Source organism: uncultured Christiangramia sp. (assembly GCF_913046405.1).
GTDB lineage: Bacteria > Bacteroidota > Bacteroidia > Flavobacteriales > Flavobacteriaceae > Christiangramia > Christiangramia marina.
In genome coordinates this window covers 1-22,839 of sequence record NZ_CAJWRQ010000001.1, presented here as the reverse complement: position 1 = coordinate 22,839, position 22,839 = coordinate 1, and the positions used below count along the sequence as shown (strand labels likewise).

Sequence of the window (22,839 nt, the reverse complement as noted above, 5' to 3'; positions counted from 1 at the left end):
AATCTACTGAAAATGCCTGCTACAAAGTTAAGAATGATTTGGCAGAAGCCGTAAAACAGTCCTAGAAACCCAGTATCGCCTTGGCGATAAGGAAGTAAGTAAGGATCCCGAAAACATCGTTACTGGTAGTGATAAAAGGTCCGGTAGCAACAGCAGGATCAATGTTATTTTTATTTAGAATAATAGGAATAAAAGTACCAATAAGTGCGGCTAGTACGATCACCGAAATCAGGGCCACCCCAATACTGATCGATTCCCGAATAGTGGTTCCGAAGAAATAGGAACTAATAGCGAAAACTATCAGGGCTATAGAAGTTCCATTTATAAGTGCCAGTCCAAATTCCTTTAATAATCTGGACAGAATATTCCCTCTCAAACTGTCATTCGCGAGTCCCTGTACGATGATCGCGCTGGACTGTACTCCAACGTTCCCGGCAGTCGCCTGGATAAGCGGCACAAATACCAGTAAGTTTGGATATGTTGTAAGTATGGTTTCAAAACCGGAAATTATACTGGCAGCTCCAAGACCACCGAACATCCCGATCATTAGCCAGGGTAATCTGGCCCTTGTTTGTTTGAAAATATTATCATCGGCCTCCACATCTTCAGAGATACCTGCGGCCATCTGGTAATCCTTTTCAGCTTCTTCCCTTACAAAATCAAGAATATCATCCACGGTAATTCTACCTACGAGGCGATTCATTTCATCCACCACGGGAATCGCTTCAAGGTCATATTTTTGCATGATCCTGGCTACCTCATCACCTTCAGTATGCACATTTACGTAGTCCACCTGCGGAATATAAACATCGCTGATGTTCGCGTCGCTTGGAGCGGTAAGCAGATCCTTAAGGGACAGTCTCCCCTTTAATTTATTTTTGGAATCAACGACATAAATGGAATGAACACGGGTTACGTTCTCAGCCTGTTTGCGCATCTCGGCCATACAGCCGGTAACGCTCCAGTTCTCATTAACCTTCACGAGCTCTTTAGCCATCAAACCACCGGCAGAATCTTCGTCATAACGAAGCAGTTCTACAATATGATCTGCGTGCTCTTCGTCCTCGATCTCAGCGATCACATTTTGCTGAAGTTCCGGTGACAGTTCAGAAATAATATCTGCCGCATCATCGGTATCCATTTCGTTCAGCTCTGAAGCGATCTCGCTTGGAGAAAGATTTTCAAGAATGCGTTCCCGAACATTCTCTTCCAGCTCCATAAGAGCTTCAGCAGTTTTCTCACTATCCAGAAGCCTTACGATATACGTAGCTTCTTCCAGGTTAATTTCGGTAAGAATTTCAGCAATATCAGCGTGATGCACGTCTTCAAGGTGCAACAACAATTCCTCATCGTTTCCTTGTTCGATGAGGTACTGAATTTTGTCAATTAATTCTTCACTTATTTGAAACTGCATACGGCTCTATTTTTTGCGTCAGTTCAATAAACTGCTGGAAACCGAGTTGTTCCGGTCGAGAGCCAAATATAGTATCTTCCCTTAAATTATCTGGAAGATTAAGACTTTTTAAAGAATTACGAAGTGTTTTTCTACGTTGGTTAAAAGAGGTTTTCACCACGGTAAAATAAAGCTTTTCATTACAGGGAAGACTATAGTTTTCCTTACGTTTTAAGCGCAAAACTCCGCTATCCACTTTAGGCGGTGGATTAAAAACTGTTGGAGGTACCGTGAACAGGTATTCTGCTTCATAAAATGCCTGGACAAGTACACTCAAAATTCCGTAAGCTTTACTTCCTTCCTTCTCACAAATTCGTTTAGCAACTTCCTTTTGAAACATACCAGAAAACTCAGGGATCTGGTCTCGCATTTGCAACACCTTAAAAACGATCTGTGTGGAAATATTATAGGGGAAATTACCAATTACGGCGAACTGTTCATCTCTAAAAATACTCCCAAGGTCATGTTTTAAAAAATCTTTTTCATGAATTCGACCACGCAAATGCAGATAATGACTTTCCAGATATTCCACACTTTCTGAATCGATCTCGATCACGTGAACTTCAGTATCTTTCTCAAGAAGATACTTGGTTAGCACACCCATCCCAGGACCTATCTCCAAAGTTTTTTCATATCCGGAATAATCCAAGGTGTCAGCGATTTTCCTGGCTATATTCTCATCGGTTAAAAAATGCTGACCAAGATGTTTCTTTGCACGAACATCTGTATTGGAATCTTGTCTTGGTGGCCTGTTATTTTTCATGATCAATTATTCCTGGGAAGTATATTCTCCAATTATTTCAAGTTCGGTTCTAAAAGCGACGAATTTACCTTCAAAAGCTTTGGAACTTGCTCGCATTTTAGTGGCATCTTCATTGTAATATCGCTCCAGCATCTCCTTACTTTCCGCAGTATATTGTACAGAATATGTGATGCCGCCCATAGGTTCCTGCACCATCACTTTGGTCATCAAAGCTTTGCTGAACTTTCCGGTTTTCAACATATCCGGAATATGTTCTTTTTTCATCCACTCTATCCACTGGTCGTGGATCTCTTCCTGTACGTTCAGGGTAACATTATAAATAATCATGGGAAAATTTTTAAAGATGTTATTCCAGTATATCTCCACGAAGTTGCCGGTACTTTTTACGGGCATCTGTGAAATAAATACTATTGGCAAAGTTAAAGATAATTTGCTCGTAAAGAGTCTTTGCCTTCTCTGGATGTTCCAGCTTGTTTACGTAAAGCTCGGCAAGGTAGTAATGTGCGTTATCTGCCAGGATATCATCACCATAGGACTGGATGATCTGTAAATAATTATTCTCTGCCTTATCATAACTTGCCTGCTCCTCGAAAAGCCTTGCCTGCGTATACAAAGCCTCATCCTCTATACTTTCACCCTTATGCATTTCAAGTATCGTATCCAGCATGGAAATAGCTTCTGAATTTCGCTTCTGAAATGCCAGCAGGTCTGCCCTGGCATACTTCTTAAGTGCAGTTTGAGTGCTATCTTCCTGGCTATTGTCATTAATGAGCAAGCTCAATTCCATGGCATCGTTTGCGATCAATTGCGAAGTAGATTTTTTAAGAATATCAAGCTGAGTTTTCGCCCATTCAAAATCACCTTTATAATAACTTGTCTTAGCAACCTTGAATCTTGCATCCTGCGCCATAACATCGTTTTTCACCAGGTTTTGCACCTGTGAATAGTAGATCAAAGCCTGGTTGAACTTTTCCTGCATCACCAGGATATCTGCCAGCGCCATTTTGACTTTGGCTTTTTCGAAATTGGATAATTGCAGTTCCTGAGCGTTATCAAGTAAAGCGATCGCTGCTTCTTTTTTATCTCTTCGGAAAGCTTTAAAGTTTGCCAGATCGATCTGAAGTTCCAGCGTTTCATTATTTACTCCGTATTCTCCGATCAATTGCTCAAATTCCGATTCATGGTCATTCAAGCCTGCTGAAGTTACCGTTTCGGTTCTGAGTTTTAGCAATAGATGTCTGGCCTGTAAATTAAAAGCGGGTGATGGTGATTCTTCGATCGCATAGGTCAGGATTTCCTGTGCTTCCTCAAATTGCTTCGCTTCCCGGGCCAGAAGTGCAAGATTAAGAATCCCCTGTAAGTTCTTTTCTCCTCTTTTATAAATTGCGCGTTCCTGGGTAAAAGCTTTATCGTATTCCTGCTGCTGCACGAAAAGCCAGCTTAGCATTTGATTATATAATAATCTAGGATCTTCCTGTGAACGCTTCAGTAGTAATTTTCTAAAGTTCATATTGGCTTCCGAAGCTGGATCATCCGTAATATAACGACTAAATTCCCGGTTTGCCAGGCTATAAAATTTTGTATCATCTTCTATAAGATCGAGATAATTAGAGAACATCTTTTCTGTATTCCCCTGTTCCCCGTAGATCCTTGCGAGTTGCAAATTAAAGTTCTGAGCGGGATTGATCTCCATTGCACGCTCGTAAGCTTTTACTGCATAGTCGAGTAAACTGTATTTCTCAAAACTTCGGGCAATAGAATAAGCATAATTAGGTCGGGATTCTCCAGCCTGCAAAGCTTCCTGGTAAAACTGTTCTGCCCGCTCCAGGTTTTGCTGAAGTTCGTAGTTATGACCAATATCAATAAGGATAGCTGGATTATTTGCCGAAGCATTCATACGCTCCCGCAAAAGATCTTCCGCAGCACTGAAATCTTCCAGTTGTTGATATGAACTTACAAGACCGTTAAAAATGATTGGATTGGAAGGATTATCCTCGTAAATATCCTTGTAGATCTCAAGTGCTTTTTTGTATTCTCCCTGGTCGAAGAAATTCCTGGCAAGCTGCTCAGATTGTGCAACCGCTATAGAGCCCGTGAGCAGGAAAATCAGCATAAATAAAAAACAGCGCATATGTAAATATAAACATTTGCGCTGTTTCAGTATGGTGAACCTCAGGTTAATCGATCAAATCGAAACCGCAATATGGAACCAGAACTTCAGGAACTTTAATTCCATCTTCAGTCTGGTAATTTTCAAGGATGCCGGCAAGTACTCTCGGTAAAGCCAGGGCGCTACCGTTTAAAGTATGAGCCAGTTCCTTTTGATTCTCTTTATTCTTGTAACGTAATTTAAGTCGGTTTGCCTGGAAAGTTTCGAAGTTTGAAACCGAGCTTATTTCCAGCCATCTATCCTGAGCAGTAGAGAATACCTCGAAATCGAAAGTAAGCGCTGCCGTAAATCCAAGATCACCACCACAAAGACGCAAAATTCGATATGGCAGTTTCAGCTCTTTAAGTAGGTTTTTAATATGGTCTACCATCCCATCTAAAGCTGCGTAAGAGTTTTCCTGAGTTTCTACTCTTACGATCTCTACTTTATCAAATTGATGCAAACGATTCAATCCTCTTACATGCGCTCCATATGATCCCGCTTCTCTTCTGAAACATGGGGTATAACCGGTACATTTAATTGGAAAGTCATTTTCGGACATTAAATTATCACGAAACATGTTCGTCATAGGAACCTCAGCCGTTGGGATCAGGTAAAGATCATCTTCGGTAACATGATACATTTGCCCTTCTTTATCTGGCAACTGTCCTGTTCCATAACCTGAAGCTTCATTGACCAAAAGAGGTAATTGATATTCAGTATAACCGGCTTCGGTTGCTTTATCCAGGAACCAGGAGATTAAGGCACGCTGTAATCTCGCCCCTTTTCCTTTATAAACCGGAAATCCTGCACCAGTGATCTTATTCCCTAGCTCAAAATCTATAATATCGTACTTCTTGGCCAGTTCCCAGTGTGGTTGAGAACCTTCGGCCAGTACCGGAACATCACCATCTTTAAATATCTCTTCATTGTCCTCTTCGCTTTTACCAGCGGGAACAGATGGATGAGGAATATTTGGGACCGTATATAGCAACTCCTGCAGTTGAGTTGTAGTGCTATTTAATTTTTCTGAAAGATCTTTAGAATCTTCTTTTAACTTCCCGGTTTTTTGCTTTAAAACATTAGCCTTCTGGTGTTCCCCATTTTTGAACATGAGCCCTATTTCTTTCGAAAGCTTATTGGATGTTGACAGGGTATCATCTAATTGTGCCTGCGTGGACCTTCTGGTCTCATCCAGTTCAAGGATCTTATTGAATACTGCTTCAGCCTCAAAATTTCGTTTTTTGAGTGCCTGTATATATTCGTCTTTATGTTCTGCTATTTTGGAAACCTGTAACATAAGGCCTGAAAATTTTAAATGAAGTTGAAATTTTTATAAGCTGCAAATGTAGCAAAAGCAGGCTAGAAAATTAGTCTTCGGTAGAAGGTAAAATCCAGTCATGATGACGAAAATGCTGCCATTCTTCAGCCGCCAGATCTACCTTTGGATCGATCAGGGTTTTATATGGACCACGATTCACCCTGATTTTCCCTTCAGTATAAACCTCTATTTCCATACCTTTTTCAGCATATTCCTGCTCGAGTCTTTGCGCAAATTGCCAGATCATGTCTGGTTTGCTTGGTATGGCTCTTAGTTGTTTAGGCGAGAGATAATCTTCTTTCTGAACAATAATGGTGTCGCTGGTTCCTTTTTCTACTACCTTGAAAGTAATTCTACCACCTTTGCCCCGAAGCATCATTCTCCAGCTTAAGCGATGTCCTTCTTCAGTCCAGAGTACATCATCCTGAAAAAACCAGTGTCGTAATGGCAAAGCAACCTGTATGGCAAACCACACGGCCAGAGCACCAACAAAGATCTTGTTCCAGGAAGGAACATTGATCTCATTACCAGTGTAGACTTTCTTCTTTCCACGCAGAAATATTTTATTGATAGTTTCCGAAGGAAAAAAGAAAATACAGAAGGCAAGCGACATGTAAGGAAAGATGCCAATATGAAAGATAAAACTGTTAAAAAGATGAAAGAATATCGCGGCGATAAATGCCATTAATCTTGTTCTTTTCCAAAGTAGTAATGGGATAATTAACAGATCAAAAAGGAGTCCGAAAGAAGTGATCGCGTAGCGAATCCAGGGTTGCTGAAGGAATTCTCCAACCAGCCAGTAATCTTTTTTGGAAGCCATAAGCATCGCAGGAAAACTGCCGTCCAGCCAGTCCGGGTAAAATTTGGCTACGGAAGCATACGTATACACGATCCATAACTGAAGTACGATCACTGCCCAGACCCATCTGGGCATGGAAATTTTGCTAATTTCCGGTTTTCTCCACGCATCTATCGAAAACCAGCGATGTGCCGGCAGAAAGCTCATGATAAAACATAGGAGCATGAGCAGGTAATAGTGATTGTTGTAAGAGGATTTCTGCATTAAATAAACGCCTGCCCACATGATCCCGTAGAGCACTATGGACATTCGATATTTGAAACCCAGCATAACAAAAATCCCGAAAACACCCATGATCGCGTAATACCAGATCATCCCGTTTCCAGGTAGCGGTTGAAGAAATTCGAATCCTATAAAATTGAAAGTGAATTCTGGCTCTATCATGGTTCGGCGAATCCAACCAGTGAAAATAGCACCAAAAGCTTCGATGGTGATCAATAATCCAAATAACGCACGAAATACAACGAGTGCTGAATTATCGACTTCTTTGAACAACCACCTATTCAGCATAATTATCCTTGATATATTGACTTGAAAATGCCTGGTCCTGCTTCATGGCGATCTTTAATTCTTCTACTGAATTAAATTTCTTTTCATCGCGGATCCTTACCAGCATTTCTATGGTAAATTCTTTTCCGTAGAGATCCTTATCAAGATCAAAAAAGTACGTTTCGATCGTTTGCTCCTTTCCTCCAACAGTAGGATTAGTTCCAATATTCATCATTCCAAAAATGGTTCGTCCATCTAAAACAGATCTTACTACGTAAACGCCATTCTTCGGTATTAGTTTATAATCTTCAGGAATTTCCATATTTGCAGTTGGATAGCCAAGGCCTTTGCCAATCCCTCTTCCTCTAACTATGATACCCTTCAGTGTAAATTCACTTTGAAGGTAAATATTGGCCTGTTCCACTCTTCCCTCTATAAGCGCTTTCCGAATTTTAGTGGAACTTACAGCTACCTGCTCCACATCCTGCTGGGAGATCTCTTCCACCTCAAAACCAAAATCCTTTCCAAATTGCTTGAGATCATCAATATCTGCGGTGCGATTACGCCCAAATCTATGATCGTAGCCAATAATGATCTTTTTCGCTTTTAGTTTATTGACAAGGAAATCCCGTACAAATTCCAGTGCAGTAAGCCTGGAAAATTGACGTGTAAATGGATGAATTACAAGGTGATCTATTCCGGTTTGATCTAATAATTGCTTGCGCTCCTCGATCGTATTAATAAGCTTGATATTGCTTTCCTTCTGCAACACCATTCTTGGATGAGGAAAAAAGGTAAGCACTACCGAGTCGAGGTTATTGGCATGGGCAGAATTAACAAGGCGGTCTATAATCTTGCGATGTCCTGCATGAACACCGTCAAAAGTCCCTATGGTCACTACAGTTTGACGTTCACTACTAAATGAGTTTGCACCTTTATGCTCTTCCAAATCCTGTTATTTTCCGTTATATGAATTCATGGTATTGGAAACTCCAGCTGTTCCAAAGCTCAATATTAATTCTGCGGAAGTTTTTAAACGTTCCGGCATCTTCTTAAGTTCATCATCTTCCCATTCACCAAGTACATAATCTATTTGTTGTCCTTTGGCGAACTCATCACTGATTCCGAATCTAAAACGATTGTACTTTGTTGTATTTAATTGTGCCTGTATATCTTTAAGGCCATTATGACCACCATCGCTACCTTTGGTTTTGAGTCTCAAAGTGCCAAATGACAGGTTAAGATCATCTGTTACCACAAGTAAATTCTCAAGATTGATCTTTTCCTTCTGCATCCAGTAATTCACTGCCTTTCCGCTAAGATTCATGTACGTACTGGGCTTGAGAAGCACGAAAGTTCTTCCTTTGAATTTAAAGCTGGCAACGTCGCCCAGTTTCTGGGTTTCAAAGCTTACCTCTTTTTCTCTGGCAAGTTCGTCAAGGATCTTAAATCCTATATTGTGCCTGGTATTTTCGTATTTCGGGCCAATGTTTCCAAGGCCTACGATCAAAAATTTCTTCATGGGATCTATTTGCTTCCCGGTCTCTTTCTTACGTAATATCCTTCCGAAGAATGAAAGCATCCAATTTAGTTTTCGTAAAGATAAAATTTATCAGCTACTTTGAAATTAGATTACTAAAAACCGAATGATAAAATTCTGCTAATAAAAAAAGCATTCCGAAGTGGAATGCTTTTCTATATGAATTAAAGAATAAGACTAGTTGTCTTCTCCTTCTTTTACGGCTGCTACATCATCAGTCTCAGTAGCTGGCACTTCATCTGGAGCAACTTCATCTTCGTCCTCATCGTCATCAAGAGCGACAATATTACGGGATGTTCTTACCTGGCAGATTACTGTGTTATCTGGATGTTGGATCACATAATCCTCACTAGCAACACCAGTTACATAAAGTTTCTGACCAATTTTAAGTTTAGATACATCTGCAACGATGTAATCTGGAAGATCTCCAGGTAAACCTCTTACCTTAAGACGACGAAGGTTGTATCTTAGTACACCACCGTTCTTAACCCCTCTTGCAACACCTTCAGTGTGAACAGGAATTTCCATCGTAATTGGCTTATCATCGAAGATCTGGTAGAAATCGATGTGAAGGATAGCATCATTCACTGGGTGAAATTGAATATCCTGAAGAATCGCATCAAAAGATTTTCCATCTTTCAATTTAATTTTAACTGTATGTACATCTGGAGTGTACACAAGGTCTTTGAATGAGATTTCCTCTGCTGCAAAGTGTAGTGGATCACCTTCTACGCCGTACAATACGCAAGGAACCTGTCCAGCATTACGTAGTGCCTTCGTTGCCTTCTTGCCTACGCTTTCTCTTTTAGATCCGTTGATCGTAATTGATTTCATTATTGTAATTTAAAGTTATAACAAATGTCGTCGGGTCCGCTTTGGACTGCCTTCATTTGCCAAAATTTTGAGGTTGCAAAAGTAAAGCTTTTTCTGAATCTATAAAATACTGATCCTTAAAAAGTTCAGATGAATTACAGAGATCATGATTTTGAGATCTCTCACTGGAAGTTCATCTATTATTTGTATAAATTGAAACTCAATCAATTCTGAAGTACATGGAGAACCTATCTGAAACTGTAAATGCCAATAAGCGAATCGCCGCGATCGATCTCGGTACGAATTCTTTTCATGCCGTACTGGTAGATATTTATCCTGACGGAAGTTTTAGAACAGTAGACAAGCTGAAGGAGATGGTCATTCTTGCTGAAAAAGGAATGGAGAATAAATTGAGTGAAGAAGCCATGCAACGTGGCCTTGACGCTATGAAAAGGATAAAATTTCTATGCGATAGCATGCATGTGGAAGAAATTATCGCCTTTGCTACTTCAGCCATTAGGGAAGCCACCAATGGAGGAGATTTTATTCAGCGAATGAAAGCTGAATCTGGCATTAAAGTAAGAGCGATTTCGGGTAGTAAGGAAGCAGCATTGATTGGTTTGGCGGTTCAGCATAGTATAGCACTTTCCGAAGAACTGGTATTGATGGTGGATATTGGAGGAGGAAGCGTGGAATTTATTCTGGGTAATAATGAGAAGTTTCTCTATTCTCAGAGTTTGAAACTCGGCGTTGCCCGCATGGCGGCAAAATTTGTTTCTAATGACCCTATTAGTAAAGAAGAGATCAAAGCTTTAAAAAAACATTATAAAAAAGAACTTGGTGAACTTTCAGAAATACTAGCAAAACATAAAGTTAGAACCATTATTGGAAGTTCCGGAACCATGGAGAATATAGGCGCCATGATCGCCAACAGAAACTCTCATACGGCCAATATGAGCCTGAACGAACTGGTTTTTGATGTTTCAGAATTTAAAAAATTCTACAAGGATTTTATTCAGCTTGATCGCAAAGAACGTGAGGATATAAGTGAGCTGGATGAAAAAAGAATAGATATCATTAACCCGGGAATGGTGCTGGTAAAATATCTTATCAAGGAATTTAATATCGAAGAAATTAAAATTTCTGAAGCTGCGCTTAGAGATGGGATGATCCTCGATTTTATTAAAAAGGAACGTCCAAAACTTGATCTTGTCGCTAATTATCCTGAACCGCGTAAGCGAAGTGTCCATGAACTTTTACGCAAATGCCACTGGATGGAAGATCACTCCCGGCATGTGGCAGCGATGAGCCTGCAGTTATTCGATGCTTTTCAAAAAGATCTGAAAATGGAAGAAGGAGATCGGGAACTACTGGAATATGCAGCATTAATGCACGATATTGGATATTATATCAACTATCGCAAACATCATAAACATGCACTTTATATTATTAGGCATGCAGATCTACGTGGTTTCACCGAGGATGAGATCAATATCATGGCGCACACCGCTCGCTATCACCGAAGAACTGTTCCTAAGAAGAGACATTATTTATATAAACAGTTATCAAAAAAACTACGCAAGAGGATCGAGAAACTAGCCGCTTTACTCCGACTTGCCGACGGCCTGGATCGCAGTCACTATCAGAACGTCCAGGAACTGGAGATCATTAAATCTTCAGAAAAGATCAGGTTGCAAATAACAACATTAGGGGAGCCGGAACTGGAAGTCTGGGGAGGTTTACGCAAAGCAGATTTGCTGAAGGATATTACCGGAAAAGAGATCGAGATCATCACGATAGAAAGTCAAAAGAACCAGAATCAAGCATAAAAAAAGCCGGTATAGAACCGGCTTTTTTATATTATATCGAATGCTTAAGTTACATGATAAACTTTTCACTGATGGAGCGATTATCATTCACACTCTTCATCACATCTGCAAAAAGATTTGCACAGCTCACTACCTTGATTTTCTTGCTTTCCTTTCTTAATGGAATAGAATCTGTCACAATTAATTCCTCAAGTTTAGATTTTTCAACGCGCTCGTAAGCTTCTCCAGAAAGTACAGGGTGCGTACAGATGGCACGAACGCTTAAAGCTCCGCGTTCCATCATAAGATCTGCAGCTTTGGTCAAAGTCCCTGCGGTGTCTACCATATCATCTACCAGGACTACATTCTTCCCGGTGACATCTCCTATGAGCTCCATATGGGAAATCACATTTGCTTTCGCTCTTTGCTTATAGCAAATTACCACATCGGTTTCTAATGCTTTGGAATATGCATAAGCTCTTTTGGAACCGCCCATATCTGGAGATGCGATGGTAAGGTTGTCTAGACCAAGATTTTTTAAGTAAGGAAGGAACACTGTGCTTGCGTATAGATGATCCACAGGTTTTTCGAAAAATCCCTGGATCTGGTCGGCATGAAGATCCATGGTAATGATCCTGGTTGCCCCGGCAGTTTCGAGAATACTTGCAATCATTTTAGCGGCAATAGGCACACGAGGTTTATCCTTTCGATCCTGTCTAGCCCAGCCAAAATAAGGCATTACAGCCGTGATATGTCTTGCTGAAGCGCGTTTTGCAGCATCCAGCATTAGAAGCATCTCCATTAGATGGTCACTACCCGGATGGGTAGAGCCAATGATAAAAACCCTACTTCCTCTTACAGACTCTTCGAAAGATGGCTGAAATTCACCATCGCTATACGTGGAAGTGATCACATTCCCAAGATGAGTACCGTAATGATCGGCGATTTTCTCGGCCAGCGCCTGGCTTTGTGTACAGTTAAAGATTTTAGCTTCCGTAGTCGGCATTTGTTGTGTTGTTTAGTTGTGTTTGTTATTGTGCCGTAAATTTAGAAAAACTTCCGCGCGAACAGGTCATAATTTGCTAACGGAATTTTAAAAATTACAGTTTCCTTGTTTGATGATACAGATCAAACACTAAATCTGCTTTCCCCATTCATCCAATCCACGCAGAATATGCTCCAATGACCTTCCTTTTCCAGTAAGTTGATATTCAACTTTGGGAGGAACCACCGGGTAAACCTTACGGGAAACGAGTAAGTCCTTCTCCAGTTCACGTACTGTTTGCGTGAACATTTTATTGCTGATCTCAGGAATTCTGGATTTGAGAATACCAGATCTTTCCGGACCATCTAGTAAATGAAAGAGCACCAAAGGTTTCCATTTTGTACCAATTAAATTCATGGTCGCATTTAAAGGACAAATATTCTTAGACATAATTTTAGACATAAAGCTCTGGAAACCTACTATTTACTCTTTTAGTAACCTATACCACTTATAGGTAACTTATTGTTTACGAGACGAATATACCTTAATTTTGAGGTTCCAAAGAAGAATGTTATGAAAAAAGAAAACGCTTATCCAAGATCATTTTCACATATTGGAATCACCGTTCCAGACCTTCAGAAAGCTGTAGATTTTTATGCTGAAGTAATGGGATGGTACACGATTATGCAGCCAGCGAAGGTAGAGAAAGACCCTGATACTGCTATTGGACAAATGTGTATCGATGTATTTGGAAATGACTGGGAAGAATTTGAGATCGCACATATGTCTACTTCAGACGGTGTGGGAATCGAGTTATTCTCATTTTCTAAGGGCAGAAACGAAGCTCCGGAATTCAACCCATTTAACACAGGATTGTTTCACTTTTGCGTACAGGACCCTAACATTGAAGGTCTAATTGAAAAGATTGTGGCCGATGGTGGGAAACAGCGAATGCCCATTAGAGAATATTATCCAAAGGAGAAACCTTTCAAAATGTGTTATGTAGAAGATCCTTTTGGGATTGTATTCGAAATTTATACGCATAGTTACGAACTCACTTATTCATCTGGCGCCTATTCAGAATAGAATACTGAACTGAATTTTATACCTTAAGAGCTATTTAAACGTTGTAATTTGATGTTTAGTCAGGCTGTTTTCAGGTATTTCAAGGAGATCAATACATACAATGTTCCGCTGGCGATCATTATTGGGATCGCTGCCGGACCCTTGTATGCGCTGCTTATTTTTAGCAGTTTTGGTGTTTTTATAGGTATGCTGGCATTCGATTATTTTCAAAAGCATCAATACTTTATGTATGAAAACCTGGGATTTAGCAAATCATTCCTGCTAAGTCGTGTTTTTCTTCTTAATATTCTGATTTCTGTTATCTGCGGAATAATCCTGTTGCTATTTTGAGAATTCTTCATGTCCGAAATATTCACAAGAGCTACGCAGTTAATATTCTGAATGATCTGAACTTTCAATGTAAAACAGGTGAAATTATCGGAATCTTCGGTAGAAATGGTACTGGAAAATCTACACTTCTAAAAATTCTCTTCGGAAAAATAAAACCTGACCAGGGCAGTATTCACCTCAATGACCGGGAATTGACATCATCCTCCATCATTTCAGAAAAATTGATCGCTTATTTACCGCAGGATAGTTTTCTTCCGAAGAATACAACTGTGCAGGATATTATTCCGTTTTTTCATCCAGACGGAGAGGCTCAGGATCGCATTTTTTACGCTAAAGGAGTAGGAAATTTTGCTTCCAGAAAGATTAAAGAACTAGCCATTGGCCAGCGAAGGTATCTGGAATTACTTCTTGTGGGTAACCTTGACCATCCATTTTTGTTACTGGACGAACCTTTTTCTATGGTAGAACCACTGTATAAGGAGTATATTATTGAGTTAATTACGGAGTTGAAAGCTAGAAAAGGTGTTGTCATCACAGACCATTATTACCAGGATGTACTAAAAGTTGCCTCTAAATATTTTCTTCTGAAAAATGGGAATTTAGTCAGTATTTCTTCTGAAGCCGATTTGCATGCTGAAGGCTACCTGAAAACATAAAAACATCCTGACTTTTTATATTTTGCAGACTTAAACGTAAAAGAAGAGGTTTCTTCTACATGAAAATCGCAGACAGTTTTGAATACACAAGAACGGCCATTTGGACATAATTTAATCTACAAACCTATAGGATGGCTGTATCTACACGCCCTGCATTCAGAAAAAACAGCCAAATCACTATTGAGTGAAAAGTTCAATAACAGGTATGATCTTGCTGGTAGCCGTATAGTGCTGAACCTGGTTAGTTTATTAATTCTTGCTGTGTTTGTAATTTTTATAGTAAGCTTCCTCCTTAAAACTGTACAGCATTTCGTTTCATGATCTGAAATGAGAAAGGGCGGCAAATTGCCACCCTTTTCTAATTTATTAGATAAATATTAAGCCTTAAGATCGTAACGATCCAGGTTCATCACTTTATTCCATGCCTTTACAAAATCTTTTACAAATTTCGCTTCAACATCATCTGTTGCATAAACCTCAGCCAGTGCTCTTAATTCTGAATTTGATCCAAATATTAGATCCACTCTGCTTCCGGTATATTTCACATCACCAGTTCTTCTATCTCTTCCTTCAAAGAATTGATCATCTTCTGAAGTTGCCTTCCAGGTCACTCCAAAATCAAGGATATTCTTAAAGAAATCGTTCGTTAATTGTCCCGGTCTGTCTGTGAAAACTCCATGTTTGGAACCATCGTAATTGGCACCAATAGATCTCATTCCTCCTACCAGAACTGTCATTTCAGGGGCAGTTAGAGTTAGCAATTGTGCTCTATCGATCAACAATGCTTCAGCTGATGCTGAGATATTATCCCTGTTTCCGAAGTAGTTTCTAAAACCATCTGCATTAGGCTCCAGTGGTTCAAATGCTTCCACATCGGTCTTTTCCTGGGTGGCATCTGCACGTCCTGGAGTAAATGGCACTTTTACATCATGCCCTGCGTCTTTAGCTGCTTTCTCAACCGCTGCACAACCGGCAAGCACGATAAGATCTGCAATAGATACTTTTTTAGAATCCTGTGAATCGTTGAAATCTGACTGAATTCCTTCCAATGTCTGGATCACTTTCCCTAATTGTGCCGGATTGTTCACTTCCCATCCTTTTTGCGGAGCTAAACGTACCCGTGCACCATTGGCACCACCACGTTTATCGGAACCTCTAAAAGTTGAAGCCGAAGCCCATGCTGCAGAAACCATCGCTGCAGTAGAAAGTCCGCTATCAAGAATTTTAGATTTTAAGCTTTCCACATCCTGCTCGTTGATGATCTCATGTTCAACTTTTGGAATAGGATCCTGCCATAACAGTTCCTCCTGTGGAACTTCTGGACCTAAATATCTTTCGATAGGTCCCATATCACGGTGGGTTAGTTTAAACCAGGCACGGGAATAAGCATCTGCAAACTCTTCAGGGTTTTCAAGAAAATGTCTGGAGATCTTTTCATATTCTGGATCCATCTTTAAAGAAAGATCTGTCGTCAACATAAATGGCGCATGTTTCTTATTCGGGTCATGAGCATCTGGAACAGTTCCCGCTCCGGCATTATCCTTTGGCTGCCACTGGTATGCTCCACCGGGGCCTTTAATACATTCCCAGTCGTACTTGAATAGATTTTCGAAGTACGTATTACTCCATTTTGTTGGAGTATCTGTCCAGGCTCCCTCAATACCACTAGTAATTGTATCGGCTCCTTTTCCAGAATTATACGTGTTTTGCCATCCCATACTCTGCATTTCGATCCCTGCAGCAGCTGGTTCAGCTTCCACATATTTTTCAGGATCTGCAGCACCGTGAGTTTTTCCGAAGGTGTGACCACCCGCGATCAAAGCAACAGTTTCATAATCGTTCATCGCCATTCTTCCGAAGGTATCACGAATATAAGAAGCCGACTCTACCGGGTCTGGATTCCCGTTATGTCCTTCAGGATTTACATAAATTAAGCCCATATGTGCTGCTCCGAGCGGACTTTCAAGTTCGCCTTCAGCATATCTTTCTTCATTATCAAGCCATTCGCTTTCAGATCCCCAGTAAACATCATTTTCTGGTTCCCATACATCTTCACGACCACCGGCAAATCCAAACATTGGCAAGCCCATAGATTCATGAGCACAATTCCCGGCTAGCACCAGTAGATCTGCCCAGGACAGTTTTCTACCATATTTCTTTTTAATTGGCCATAGTAGTAATCTCGCCTTATCCAGGTTTGCATTATCTGGCCAGCTATTTAGCGGAGCAAATCTTTGTTGTCCAGAACCAGCTCCTCCACGACCGTCTCCAATTCTGTACGTACCTGCACTATGCCAGGCCATTCGTATAAAAAATGGTCCGTAATGGCCATAATCTGCCGGCCACCAGTCCTGGGAATCGGTCATTAGATCATAAAGATCCTGCTTTACCGCAGCCAGATCAAGGCTTTTAAATTCTTCAGCATAATTAAAGTCATCGTCCATAGGATCGGTTAATGAAGAATGCTGTTTTAATATATTGAGGTTTAGCTGATTTGGCCACCAATCCCGGTTGGATGTCCCATTACCGGCAGAGTTCTTAATAGCTCCACCCATAAATGGACATTTACTGGATTCATTGACTTCCCAAACCTTATGATTATCGTCGCTTCCAGAATGATTTTTTCCCATTTTGTTAAGTATTAGATTAATAAATTGGATTAGAATTCGAATTTACGAAAAGGTATTCGATAATTTTTATCTATAGTTTTTATATAATGATAGGTATATCAAATAGCTCAATACCTAATTATTGTAATTTTTACAATTAAAGTTTTCAAACCTAACCGTGAAAAGTTTAGTTTTTAATATTAATTTTAAGCCTTAATTTAATAAAAAATTGAATACTTAGAGTCCCTACACTGCACTGTATCTTATATAAAGATAATGATGAAGTTGCTCAAATCTATAGACTGGCTCCTGATCCTGTTTTTAATCGTACTTGCTATTATTGCGAGTGTTATTATTTCTGAATGGAATTCTATTGTAGATTTTTGTCATGACATCATTTAATTTTTGATAGATTGCTTTTTCTGAAATTCGATTTTGAATTATAAAAATTTTGCCGAACCTATATGACACACAGGTCTGAAAACCCCAATTCTGAAACAGATCATAACCACGATGAATTTGAAGACAATAACATAACAGAACTTATTCCCGCACTATATTCGAAAAGAGTTATTTTCATGTTCTGCCTGCTCTTCTCCACGATCTTTGGAGCAGTTATTCTTATGAGCAACCTGAACAGCCTTAAAGAGAATAAAGGAAAATGGCAGGTATTGCTTTTTGCACTTTTATATACTGCTGGTCATGCTTATACCGTTTTTAATTTTTCTACTACTTACATTGGCTTAATGCTGAATTTAGGCGGCGCTTTGTTCCTGACAGAATATTTCTGGAACAGGTATATAGGGATGGAAAGAGAATTTATCCGGAAAAGTTGGACCAAACCAGCGATAGTTTCGGCTTTAATTACTGTACCACTTATTGTAGCAGCTGTACTTACTACACAGTAACTTGTTGATCATGGAAACTGGCCTTTTTCTAGTTGGATTCAGAAAAATAAAGGATGAATTTGCGGAAATTTCTCACGAACGCATAACTGATTTATTCTTTTAGTTTGGTATCTCGATCACTAAAATTGCAATAGACCTGATTTTCTATGAGATATTCCGTGGAAATGATGTACCTGATCTTCGGATGTTTCCTATTTACATTTTACGGAGATTCTAGAATCAAAATGTTAAACAAAACCGATAAGTCTGCTAAATGAGCACACTGCGCTTTCAATTTTTGATATATTTAAATAAAAAGAACAATTATGGCTTCAGAAGGAAAGATCGAAATTGAGAGTAAGATTAATGCAAAACTAGACCAGGTTTGGGAATACTGGACTAAACCCGAACATATTACCAAATGGAACAAAGCCAGCGAAGACTGGTTATGTCCCAATGCTGAAAATGATCTTAAGGAGGGCGGCAAGTTCAAATACAGGATGGAATCTGAAGATGGAAAAGTAGGTTTCGATTTCGCCGGAACTTACAAGGTGGTCAAGGAAAAAGAGAAACTCACTTATGAACTTGAGGATGGTAGGAATGCTGAAGTAACTTTTTCAGAAGAAGATGGGAGCGTAATGATCAAAGAGACTTTGGATACAGAAGATGAAAATCCGGTGGATCAGCAAGAACAAAGCTGGAAATCGATCCTTGAAAGTTTCAAGACTTATACTGAAGAGCAATCATAACGAAAAAAGGCCGGAAAAAATTCCGGCCTTTTTTTATTTTTATTCGATACTTCTAACTATTGATCATCCAACTGAACAGCATCGTTATCTGCTCCCATGTTTTTCAAAGTTTTATTGATCTCTTCCGTCATTTCAGGCGGTCCGCACACATAGAATTGTTTACTAAGATCAGATATATTGCTTTTCAGAAATTCCTCGTTCAAATAAGCATTTGTATGCTTAGTGTCTTCCTGATCTGTAATTACGTAAGTAGCATTCTCGCCTAACATACTATCCAGCTCCTCTTTCAGAATAATATCCTTATCGGTCTTATTACTGAAAAATAAATTCATGCCGGCCAGTTTATCTTTCTTCTTAAGATCCCGAAGCATAGAAATATATGGTGTGATCCCGGCTCCTCCGGCAATGATATATCCGGGACCTTTATATTCGATGGCACCCCAGGTATCTCTTACAATCAGTTCATCACCTTCCTTCAGTTTAGATAATTGCTCCGTGACTCCGTCATGATCTGGATAGATCTTGATAGTAAACTCGAGATGCTCGTCTTCGTTTAAACTGGTGAAAGTAAAAGGTCTTTTTTCATCTTTCCACTCTTCCTGGTTGATCGAAATTTCTGTGGCATGTCCCGGCGTAAACTCATAGCCTTCGGGTCTTTCAACAATGAATTGCTTTACATCGTGCGTTACCTGACCAATCGATTTGATCTTTACTACCTTTTCCATAATCTTTTTTATTTTCAAGATAATGGAATTGAGTGCATAAGTCAAATACGACAAGTACTGTAAGAAGTATTTTAACCTTACTTAACGCCTGTGCTTCTGCATTTAAGGAAGTTTAGGAATTGATCTCTTGCATCACTTCTGAAAAAATGCGGTACGACCTAAGTCTATCTTCCTGATGGTAGATATGAGAAGCAACAATAACTTCATCAACACCGGTATCCTTCAGAAATTCTTCAGCTTTGTTTTTGATGTGCTGTTTGTCTCCTACGAACGAATATTTCAGCATTCGCTGTAAAGCGGGATTATCGCGAACTTCACGTAATTCAGCATCCATTTCAACCGGTTTTTGCAAATAATCCAGATTCCCTGTAAGTACACCTACCATCATTCTAAGCGAACTGGTAGAAAGTTTCTCAGCTTCCTCGTTGGTTTCTGCGGCGGTCACATTGATCCCTGCAATAGTATAAGGTTTATCAAGATATGCTGAAGGCTGGAATTCCCTGTAATAAATTTCCATTGCCTCAAATAGCTGTCCTGGAGCAAAATGGCTAGCGAAAACATAAGGCAGTCCTTTTTCCGCCGCTACATGCGCACTATCTGTGCTCGAGCCTAAAATATATATGGGTACATTAACCCCTTCGGCAACCGTAGCTCTCACTTTTGTAGATTTTGAGCTATTCTTAAAGTAACGCTGAATTTCATCGATCTCATGAGGGAATTTAAAAACAGAATTCATTCGATCACTTCGAATCGCGTGCGCAGTTACCTGATCTGTTCCCGGAGCCCGGCCAAGTCCCATATCGATCCTGTCTGGATATAGCGACCCTAAAGTCCCAAACTGTTCAGCAACAATTAACGGAGAGTGATTTGGTAACATAATCCCTCCACTTCCAATACGAATACTATCTGTTTTGGCAGCGACATGACTCATTAGGACGGTTGTTGCAGAACTCGCGATGCTCACCATATTGTGATGCTCAGCGAGCCAGAGTCTTTTATACCCGAGTTTTTCTCCCTGCTGAGCAAGGTCTACGGTATTTTTAAAAACCTGAGAATGTGAAATATCCTGGCCGACTACTGCAAGATCCAGAATAGAGTAATTTTTATGTTTGGTCATAAATTTAAAATTTGAAGCCTGCATCTCTTCAGGCCGGGATTTCGTCTCAACTCTATCCAAAACCTTACAGTGATCAAACTTGAAAGAATCAGTGCAGATCTTCTGAAGTGAAAAATGCAGCTTTTAACTTAAAGCAGAATGTTGTAGAGAAAGAATCTGGATTATAGGTATGATAAGAAGTGCATTTTAAGTGTATCCTCAACTCTCTTGTTTAGAATACTGAAAGCAGGAAGTGATCTGAATTTTGCCATATACCGCCGGATGATTGCAAACAAGAGGAAAAATCACATTTCTTTTTATCCTTTACCTTCAGTTGAGCGCTCCTCTTTGTAGAAGTGTTGCCACTCTTATTACGACAACTTACGTACAAAAACAGGTATAATAAAATACCGCCTTCAGATCTAAAATTCAAATATTTGTAAGAGTTCTATTTTGCAGGATGGAGGATAAAAGTTATCCTACAAATTATAGAATTGAAAGGTTCTATAGTGATCGTTAAATCGCCACGCCTTTTTTCTAAAAAAGCCATTGCGATGCAACAGCTTTCGCAAATTTCCTTTACTGGTCAACATGCTCGAAACTCATTCCGGTAAAATGACGTTGTTCAATCTTATGTTTCAATTCTTCTGAAACAAAATAACCTCCATTTGGAACTCCTACTACTCTGAAAAAATCTTCATTCATATTTGTAAAATTATGAACCATTTTCTTTGCTAATATCATTTGATCATTACTCATGCAACTTTTTTGTTTTTCTGAGTATTCAGCATAATTATTAAAGGTAAATTCTTCTACAATCCCGGTGGCACCCCAATCATCCAATTTTCTAGAATAGAAAATAGATTTTGAAAAATCTACAAATTGATCCTCTTTAGTATCATTTAAAACAAATAGATTATAATTCGACAGAATTTGTTTTTTGTGATGTTCTATTACAGACCAGCTTTGGTAGGGACCATCAGTTTCATTGATCAGAAAATCTACAAATTCGTCATTTACTACGATGAATAAGGGTGGAATATAAGGGCAACTTAAAATAGATGAATATTTTGCTGGTTTTTCCAGGTATATTTCTGGTAGCTCAAAATTAACCTCTCCAATTTATTCTACCATCCTGGATTCCTCCTAGTGATCCAGTTTGGGATTGAGGAAAACAGCCAACTTGTTTTCGTTCTGCACTATGTCTTAATTTGTAATAAGCTTTCATTAATTTGAACATGTTATAAGATCAGCGATTTGACCTGATGTAAGATTTGGATTGTTGTCAATTAGGTTTCTAACATGATCTGCCAATCCTTTGACGAAGGCGTAAGCTTCTTCGGGATCGTAAGATAAATTTGAATTATCAAAATCAGGAAGTATTTTTGTACAGCTTATCACCATTTCTTACCGTTCATTGTTTTCTATGGCAATGTAGAGTTTCGGTTCAGTAAATTGCTATTTTCCCAGAACTAAGTTAATTTCAATTGGCCCGGTAAGTGGCTCGGTTTCGATTTTATAATGCTTTTCAGTTTTAAAAGTGACGCTGAAAAACTAAAAAACCCCTGTGTTATCAGGGGTTTTCACTTTAAGTACTCGAGGCGGGAATCGAACCCGCACTCCCGAAAGAACTGGATTTTGAATCCAGCGTATTTGATGGTAAATTTGATTAAATATACTTATAATCAACTGATTAATAAATATTTAATTTTAATTGATTTCATTTAATATGGTTTAAAATCAACAAATGTTGTACCTATGTTGTACCAAAATTGATCATCTTTATAATCTAAAATTCAATGGTATGGCCTCAAATGCAAAAGTAGTTATAAGAAAGAAACCAAATAAAGAAGGGCTTTATCCTTTGGCAATCCGTATAACCAAGAACCGTCGTTCAACATATCACTATGTTGGTCATTACATAGATTTAAAAGATTGGGATGAGAAGAACTTACGTGTTAGGAAGTCCCATACTAATGCCAACAGATTAAATAATTTGATTTCCACCAAGCTATTAGAGGCCAATAAAACACTAATAGATTTACAGTCCGATAAAAAAGATTTCTCTGCAAATCAAATAAAAGAAGCACTCTATTCAGAGTCAAAATCGAATACTTTTTATGAAGTTGCAAGAGATTTTCTTTCCGAACTTGAATCCAATAAAAAGCTCTCTCAACTGTCTACCGATAAGGCCCGTGTTAACCACGTAATAAACTTTAATAAGTCAAAGCAGTTGACCTTTCAAGAAATAGACGAAGCCTTTTTGAGAAAATTTAAGATTTATTTGAAAAAATTAAATCTCTCTGAAAGGTCAATAGTTAATAATCTTGTTGTTATAAGAACAATATACAACAGAGCGATAAAAATGGGTGTTGTTGATAGAAAATTTTATCCATTTGGCTTAGGTAAGATTAGGATAAAATTCCCTGAAACTGAAAAAATAGGATTGACCAAGAAAGAAATAAAGTCGTTTGAATCTGCTAAAAATCTTACTGAAAATGAAACTCACGCACGAAACGTA

24 protein-coding genes are annotated in these 22,839 nt (G+C 39.1%); 9 read left to right on the top strand and 15 right to left on the bottom strand.

Going from position 1 to position 22,839, the window contains the following annotated elements:
- Positions 1-61: 61 nt before the first annotated feature.
- From mgtE to QZ620_RS00080, 9 genes are all read right to left on the bottom strand, one after another.
- Positions 62-1,414 carry a magnesium transporter gene (gene mgtE / locus QZ620_RS00120; protein WP_295177792.1) on the bottom strand — a complete coding sequence of 451 codons (1,353 nt, stop codon included), beginning with the start codon at positions 1,412-1,414 and terminating at the stop codon, positions 62-64.
- Complete coding sequence (rsmA, locus tag QZ620_RS00115) at positions 1,395-2,216, bottom strand: 16S rRNA (adenine(1518)-N(6)/adenine(1519)-N(6))-dimethyltransferase RsmA (RefSeq protein WP_295177790.1); 822 nt, start codon at positions 2,214-2,216, stop codon at positions 1,395-1,397. Before rsmA ends, mgtE begins: the two co-directional genes overlap by 20 nt.
- Before the next feature lie 6 nt (positions 2,217-2,222).
- Complete coding sequence (locus tag QZ620_RS00110) at positions 2,223-2,543, bottom strand: DUF4286 family protein (protein ID WP_295177788.1); 321 nt, start codon at positions 2,541-2,543, stop codon at positions 2,223-2,225.
- 19 nt (positions 2,544-2,562) lie between these two features.
- Positions 2,563-4,329 carry a tetratricopeptide repeat protein gene (locus tag QZ620_RS00105; RefSeq protein ID WP_295177786.1) on the bottom strand — a complete coding sequence of 589 codons (1,767 nt, stop codon included), beginning with the start codon at positions 4,327-4,329 and terminating at the stop codon, positions 2,563-2,565.
- Positions 4,330-4,393: 64 nt separating this feature from the next.
- Positions 4,394-5,665 carry a serine--tRNA ligase gene (gene serS / locus QZ620_RS00100; RefSeq protein ID WP_295177785.1) on the bottom strand — a complete coding sequence of 424 codons (1,272 nt, stop codon included), beginning with the start codon at positions 5,663-5,665 and terminating at the stop codon, positions 4,394-4,396.
- A 70-nt stretch (positions 5,666-5,735) separates the two neighbouring features.
- A complete protein-coding gene (locus QZ620_RS00095; protein WP_295177783.1) occupies positions 5,736-7,055 on the bottom strand; it encodes an HTTM domain-containing protein in 1,320 nt (439 codons plus the stop codon).
- Positions 7,045-7,983, bottom strand: coding sequence for a bifunctional riboflavin kinase/FAD synthetase (locus QZ620_RS00090; protein ID WP_295177781.1), 939 nt, complete (start codon positions 7,981-7,983; stop codon positions 7,045-7,047). Before QZ620_RS00090 ends, QZ620_RS00095 begins: the two co-directional genes overlap by 11 nt.
- 6 nt (positions 7,984-7,989) lie before the next feature.
- Positions 7,990-8,616, bottom strand: coding sequence for an aminoacyl-tRNA hydrolase (pth, locus tag QZ620_RS00085; RefSeq protein WP_295177779.1), 627 nt, complete (start codon positions 8,614-8,616; stop codon positions 7,990-7,992).
- Positions 8,617-8,751: 135 nt separating this feature from the next.
- On the bottom strand, positions 8,752-9,408 hold the full coding sequence (locus QZ620_RS00080) for a 50S ribosomal protein L25/general stress protein Ctc (RefSeq protein ID WP_295177777.1): 657 nt from the start codon (positions 9,406-9,408) through the stop codon (positions 8,752-8,754).
- A gap of 218 nt (positions 9,409-9,626) precedes the next feature.
- Between QZ620_RS00080 and QZ620_RS00075 the strand changes: the two genes are divergently transcribed.
- A complete protein-coding gene (locus QZ620_RS00075; RefSeq protein ID WP_295177775.1) occupies positions 9,627-11,216 on the top strand; it encodes a Ppx/GppA phosphatase family protein in 1,590 nt (529 codons plus the stop codon).
- Between the two features lie 49 nt (positions 11,217-11,265).
- On the opposite strand, the gene QZ620_RS00070 is transcribed toward QZ620_RS00075, so the two are convergent.
- Together QZ620_RS00070 and QZ620_RS00065 are read right to left on the bottom strand one after the other, a co-directional pair.
- Positions 11,266-12,201 (bottom strand): ribose-phosphate pyrophosphokinase, encoded by a 936-nt coding sequence (locus tag QZ620_RS00070; protein ID WP_295177773.1) that lies wholly within the window; start codon positions 12,199-12,201, stop codon positions 11,266-11,268.
- Between the two features lie 129 nt (positions 12,202-12,330).
- Positions 12,331-12,630: a helix-turn-helix domain-containing protein gene (locus QZ620_RS00065; RefSeq protein WP_295177772.1), complete on the bottom strand. Its 300-nt coding sequence runs from the start codon at positions 12,628-12,630 to the stop codon at positions 12,331-12,333.
- A gap of 123 nt (positions 12,631-12,753) precedes the next feature.
- Here QZ620_RS00065 and QZ620_RS00060 point away from each other — a divergent pair, with 123 nt between their 5' ends.
- The 4 genes from QZ620_RS00060 (at position 12,754) to QZ620_RS00045 (ending at position 14,573) form a co-directional block, all read left to right on the top strand.
- On the top strand, positions 12,754-13,266 hold the full coding sequence (locus QZ620_RS00060; protein ID WP_295177771.1) for a lactoylglutathione lyase family protein: 513 nt from the start codon (positions 12,754-12,756) through the stop codon (positions 13,264-13,266).
- A gap of 48 nt (positions 13,267-13,314) precedes the next feature.
- The gene (locus QZ620_RS00055; protein ID WP_295177770.1) at positions 13,315-13,596 is read left to right on the top strand and encodes a hypothetical protein; all 282 of its coding nucleotides are present in this window, start codon (positions 13,315-13,317) and stop codon (positions 13,594-13,596) included.
- Positions 13,593-14,252, top strand: a complete 660-nt coding sequence (locus tag QZ620_RS00050) for an ATP-binding cassette domain-containing protein (protein ID WP_295177769.1) — start codon at positions 13,593-13,595, stop codon at positions 14,250-14,252. The genes QZ620_RS00055 and QZ620_RS00050 overlap by 4 nt, the downstream gene beginning before the upstream one ends.
- A 78-nt stretch (positions 14,253-14,330) precedes the next feature.
- On the top strand, positions 14,331-14,573 hold the full coding sequence (locus QZ620_RS00045) for a hypothetical protein (RefSeq protein WP_295177768.1): 243 nt from the start codon (positions 14,331-14,333) through the stop codon (positions 14,571-14,573).
- Between the two features lie 56 nt (positions 14,574-14,629).
- Here the strand turns inward: QZ620_RS00045 and katG are convergent, their stop codons facing one another.
- Entirely contained in the window at positions 14,630-16,882 is a 2,253-nt protein-coding gene (katG, locus tag QZ620_RS00040) for a catalase/peroxidase HPI (protein ID WP_295177767.1), read from the bottom strand.
- A 255-nt stretch (positions 16,883-17,137) separates the two neighbouring features.
- Between katG and QZ620_RS00035 the strand changes: the two genes are divergently transcribed.
- The 3 genes from QZ620_RS00035 (at position 17,138) to QZ620_RS00025 (ending at position 18,497) form a co-directional block, all read left to right on the top strand.
- Positions 17,138-17,263, top strand: coding sequence for a hypothetical protein (locus tag QZ620_RS00035; RefSeq protein WP_260443467.1), 126 nt, complete (start codon positions 17,138-17,140; stop codon positions 17,261-17,263).
- Positions 17,264-17,325: 62 nt separating this feature from the next.
- On the top strand, positions 17,326-17,769 hold the full coding sequence (locus QZ620_RS00030; RefSeq protein ID WP_295177766.1) for a hypothetical protein: 444 nt from the start codon (positions 17,326-17,328) through the stop codon (positions 17,767-17,769).
- 305 nt (positions 17,770-18,074) lie between these two features.
- Positions 18,075-18,497 carry an SRPBCC domain-containing protein gene (locus tag QZ620_RS00025; protein WP_295177765.1) on the top strand — a complete coding sequence of 141 codons (423 nt, stop codon included), beginning with the start codon at positions 18,075-18,077 and terminating at the stop codon, positions 18,495-18,497.
- A gap of 56 nt (positions 18,498-18,553) precedes the next feature.
- On the opposite strand, the gene QZ620_RS00020 is transcribed toward QZ620_RS00025, so the two are convergent.
- The 3 genes from QZ620_RS00020 to QZ620_RS00010 form a co-directional block, all read right to left on the bottom strand.
- The gene (locus tag QZ620_RS00020) at positions 18,554-19,222 is read right to left on the bottom strand and encodes an FAD-binding oxidoreductase (protein WP_295177764.1); all 669 of its coding nucleotides are present in this window, start codon (positions 19,220-19,222) and stop codon (positions 18,554-18,556) included.
- 112 nt (positions 19,223-19,334) lie between these two features.
- Entirely contained in the window at positions 19,335-20,339 is a 1,005-nt protein-coding gene (locus QZ620_RS00015) for an LLM class flavin-dependent oxidoreductase (RefSeq protein WP_295177763.1), read from the bottom strand.
- A 558-nt stretch (positions 20,340-20,897) separates the two neighbouring features.
- The gene (locus QZ620_RS00010) at positions 20,898-21,161 is read right to left on the bottom strand and encodes a hypothetical protein (protein WP_295177762.1); all 264 of its coding nucleotides are present in this window, start codon (positions 21,159-21,161) and stop codon (positions 20,898-20,900) included.
- Positions 21,162-22,122: 961 nt separating this feature from the next.
- On the opposite strand from QZ620_RS00010, the gene QZ620_RS00005 reads away from it, so the two are divergent.
- Positions 22,123-22,839, top strand: a 717-nt coding sequence (locus QZ620_RS00005; protein WP_295177761.1) for a phage integrase SAM-like domain and Arm DNA-binding domain-containing protein, incomplete at its 3' end; no start/stop codon positions are given.

What these genes read in the sequence shown, in the direction of transcription:
- mgtE (WP_295177792.1), bottom strand. Translation starts at nt 1,414, where the DNA reads ATGCAGTTTCAAATAAGTGAAGAATTAATTGACAAAATTCAGTACCTC.
- rsmA (WP_295177790.1), bottom strand. Translation starts at nt 2,216, where the DNA reads ATGAAAAATAACAGGCCACCAAGACAAGATTCCAATACAGATGTTCGT.
- QZ620_RS00110 (WP_295177788.1), bottom strand. Translation starts at nt 2,543, where the DNA reads ATGATTATTTATAATGTTACCCTGAACGTACAGGAAGAGATCCACGAC.
- QZ620_RS00105 (WP_295177786.1), bottom strand. Translation starts at nt 4,329, where the DNA reads ATGCTGATTTTCCTGCTCACGGGCTCTATAGCGGTTGCACAATCTGAG.
- serS (WP_295177785.1), bottom strand. Translation starts at nt 5,665, where the DNA reads ATGTTACAGGTTTCCAAAATAGCAGAACATAAAGACGAATATATACAG.
- QZ620_RS00095 (WP_295177783.1), bottom strand. Translation starts at nt 7,055, where the DNA reads ATGCTGAATAGGTGGTTGTTCAAAGAAGTCGATAATTCAGCACTCGTT.
- pth (WP_295177779.1), bottom strand. Translation starts at nt 8,616, where the DNA reads ATGCTTTCATTCTTCGGAAGGATATTACGTAAGAAAGAGACCGGGAAG.
- QZ620_RS00080 (WP_295177777.1), bottom strand. Translation starts at nt 9,408, where the DNA reads ATGAAATCAATTACGATCAACGGATCTAAAAGAGAAAGCGTAGGCAAG.
- QZ620_RS00075 (WP_295177775.1), top strand. Translation starts at nt 9,627, where the DNA reads ATGGAGAACCTATCTGAAACTGTAAATGCCAATAAGCGAATCGCCGCG.
- QZ620_RS00070 (WP_295177773.1), bottom strand. Translation starts at nt 12,201, where the DNA reads ATGCCGACTACGGAAGCTAAAATCTTTAACTGTACACAAAGCCAGGCG.
- QZ620_RS00065 (WP_295177772.1), bottom strand. Translation starts at nt 12,630, where the DNA reads ATGTCTAAGAATATTTGTCCTTTAAATGCGACCATGAATTTAATTGGT.
- QZ620_RS00060 (WP_295177771.1), top strand. Translation starts at nt 12,754, where the DNA reads ATGAAAAAAGAAAACGCTTATCCAAGATCATTTTCACATATTGGAATC.
- katG (WP_295177767.1), bottom strand. Translation starts at nt 16,882, where the DNA reads ATGGGAAAAAATCATTCTGGAAGCGACGATAATCATAAGGTTTGGGAA.
- QZ620_RS00035 (WP_260443467.1), top strand. Translation starts at nt 17,138, where the DNA reads ATGATGAAGTTGCTCAAATCTATAGACTGGCTCCTGATCCTGTTTTTA.
- QZ620_RS00030 (WP_295177766.1), top strand. Translation starts at nt 17,326, where the DNA reads ATGACACACAGGTCTGAAAACCCCAATTCTGAAACAGATCATAACCAC.
- QZ620_RS00025 (WP_295177765.1), top strand. Translation starts at nt 18,075, where the DNA reads ATGGCTTCAGAAGGAAAGATCGAAATTGAGAGTAAGATTAATGCAAAA.
- QZ620_RS00020 (WP_295177764.1), bottom strand. Translation starts at nt 19,222, where the DNA reads ATGGAAAAGGTAGTAAAGATCAAATCGATTGGTCAGGTAACGCACGAT.
- QZ620_RS00015 (WP_295177763.1), bottom strand. Translation starts at nt 20,339, where the DNA reads ATGACCAAACATAAAAATTACTCTATTCTGGATCTTGCAGTAGTCGGC.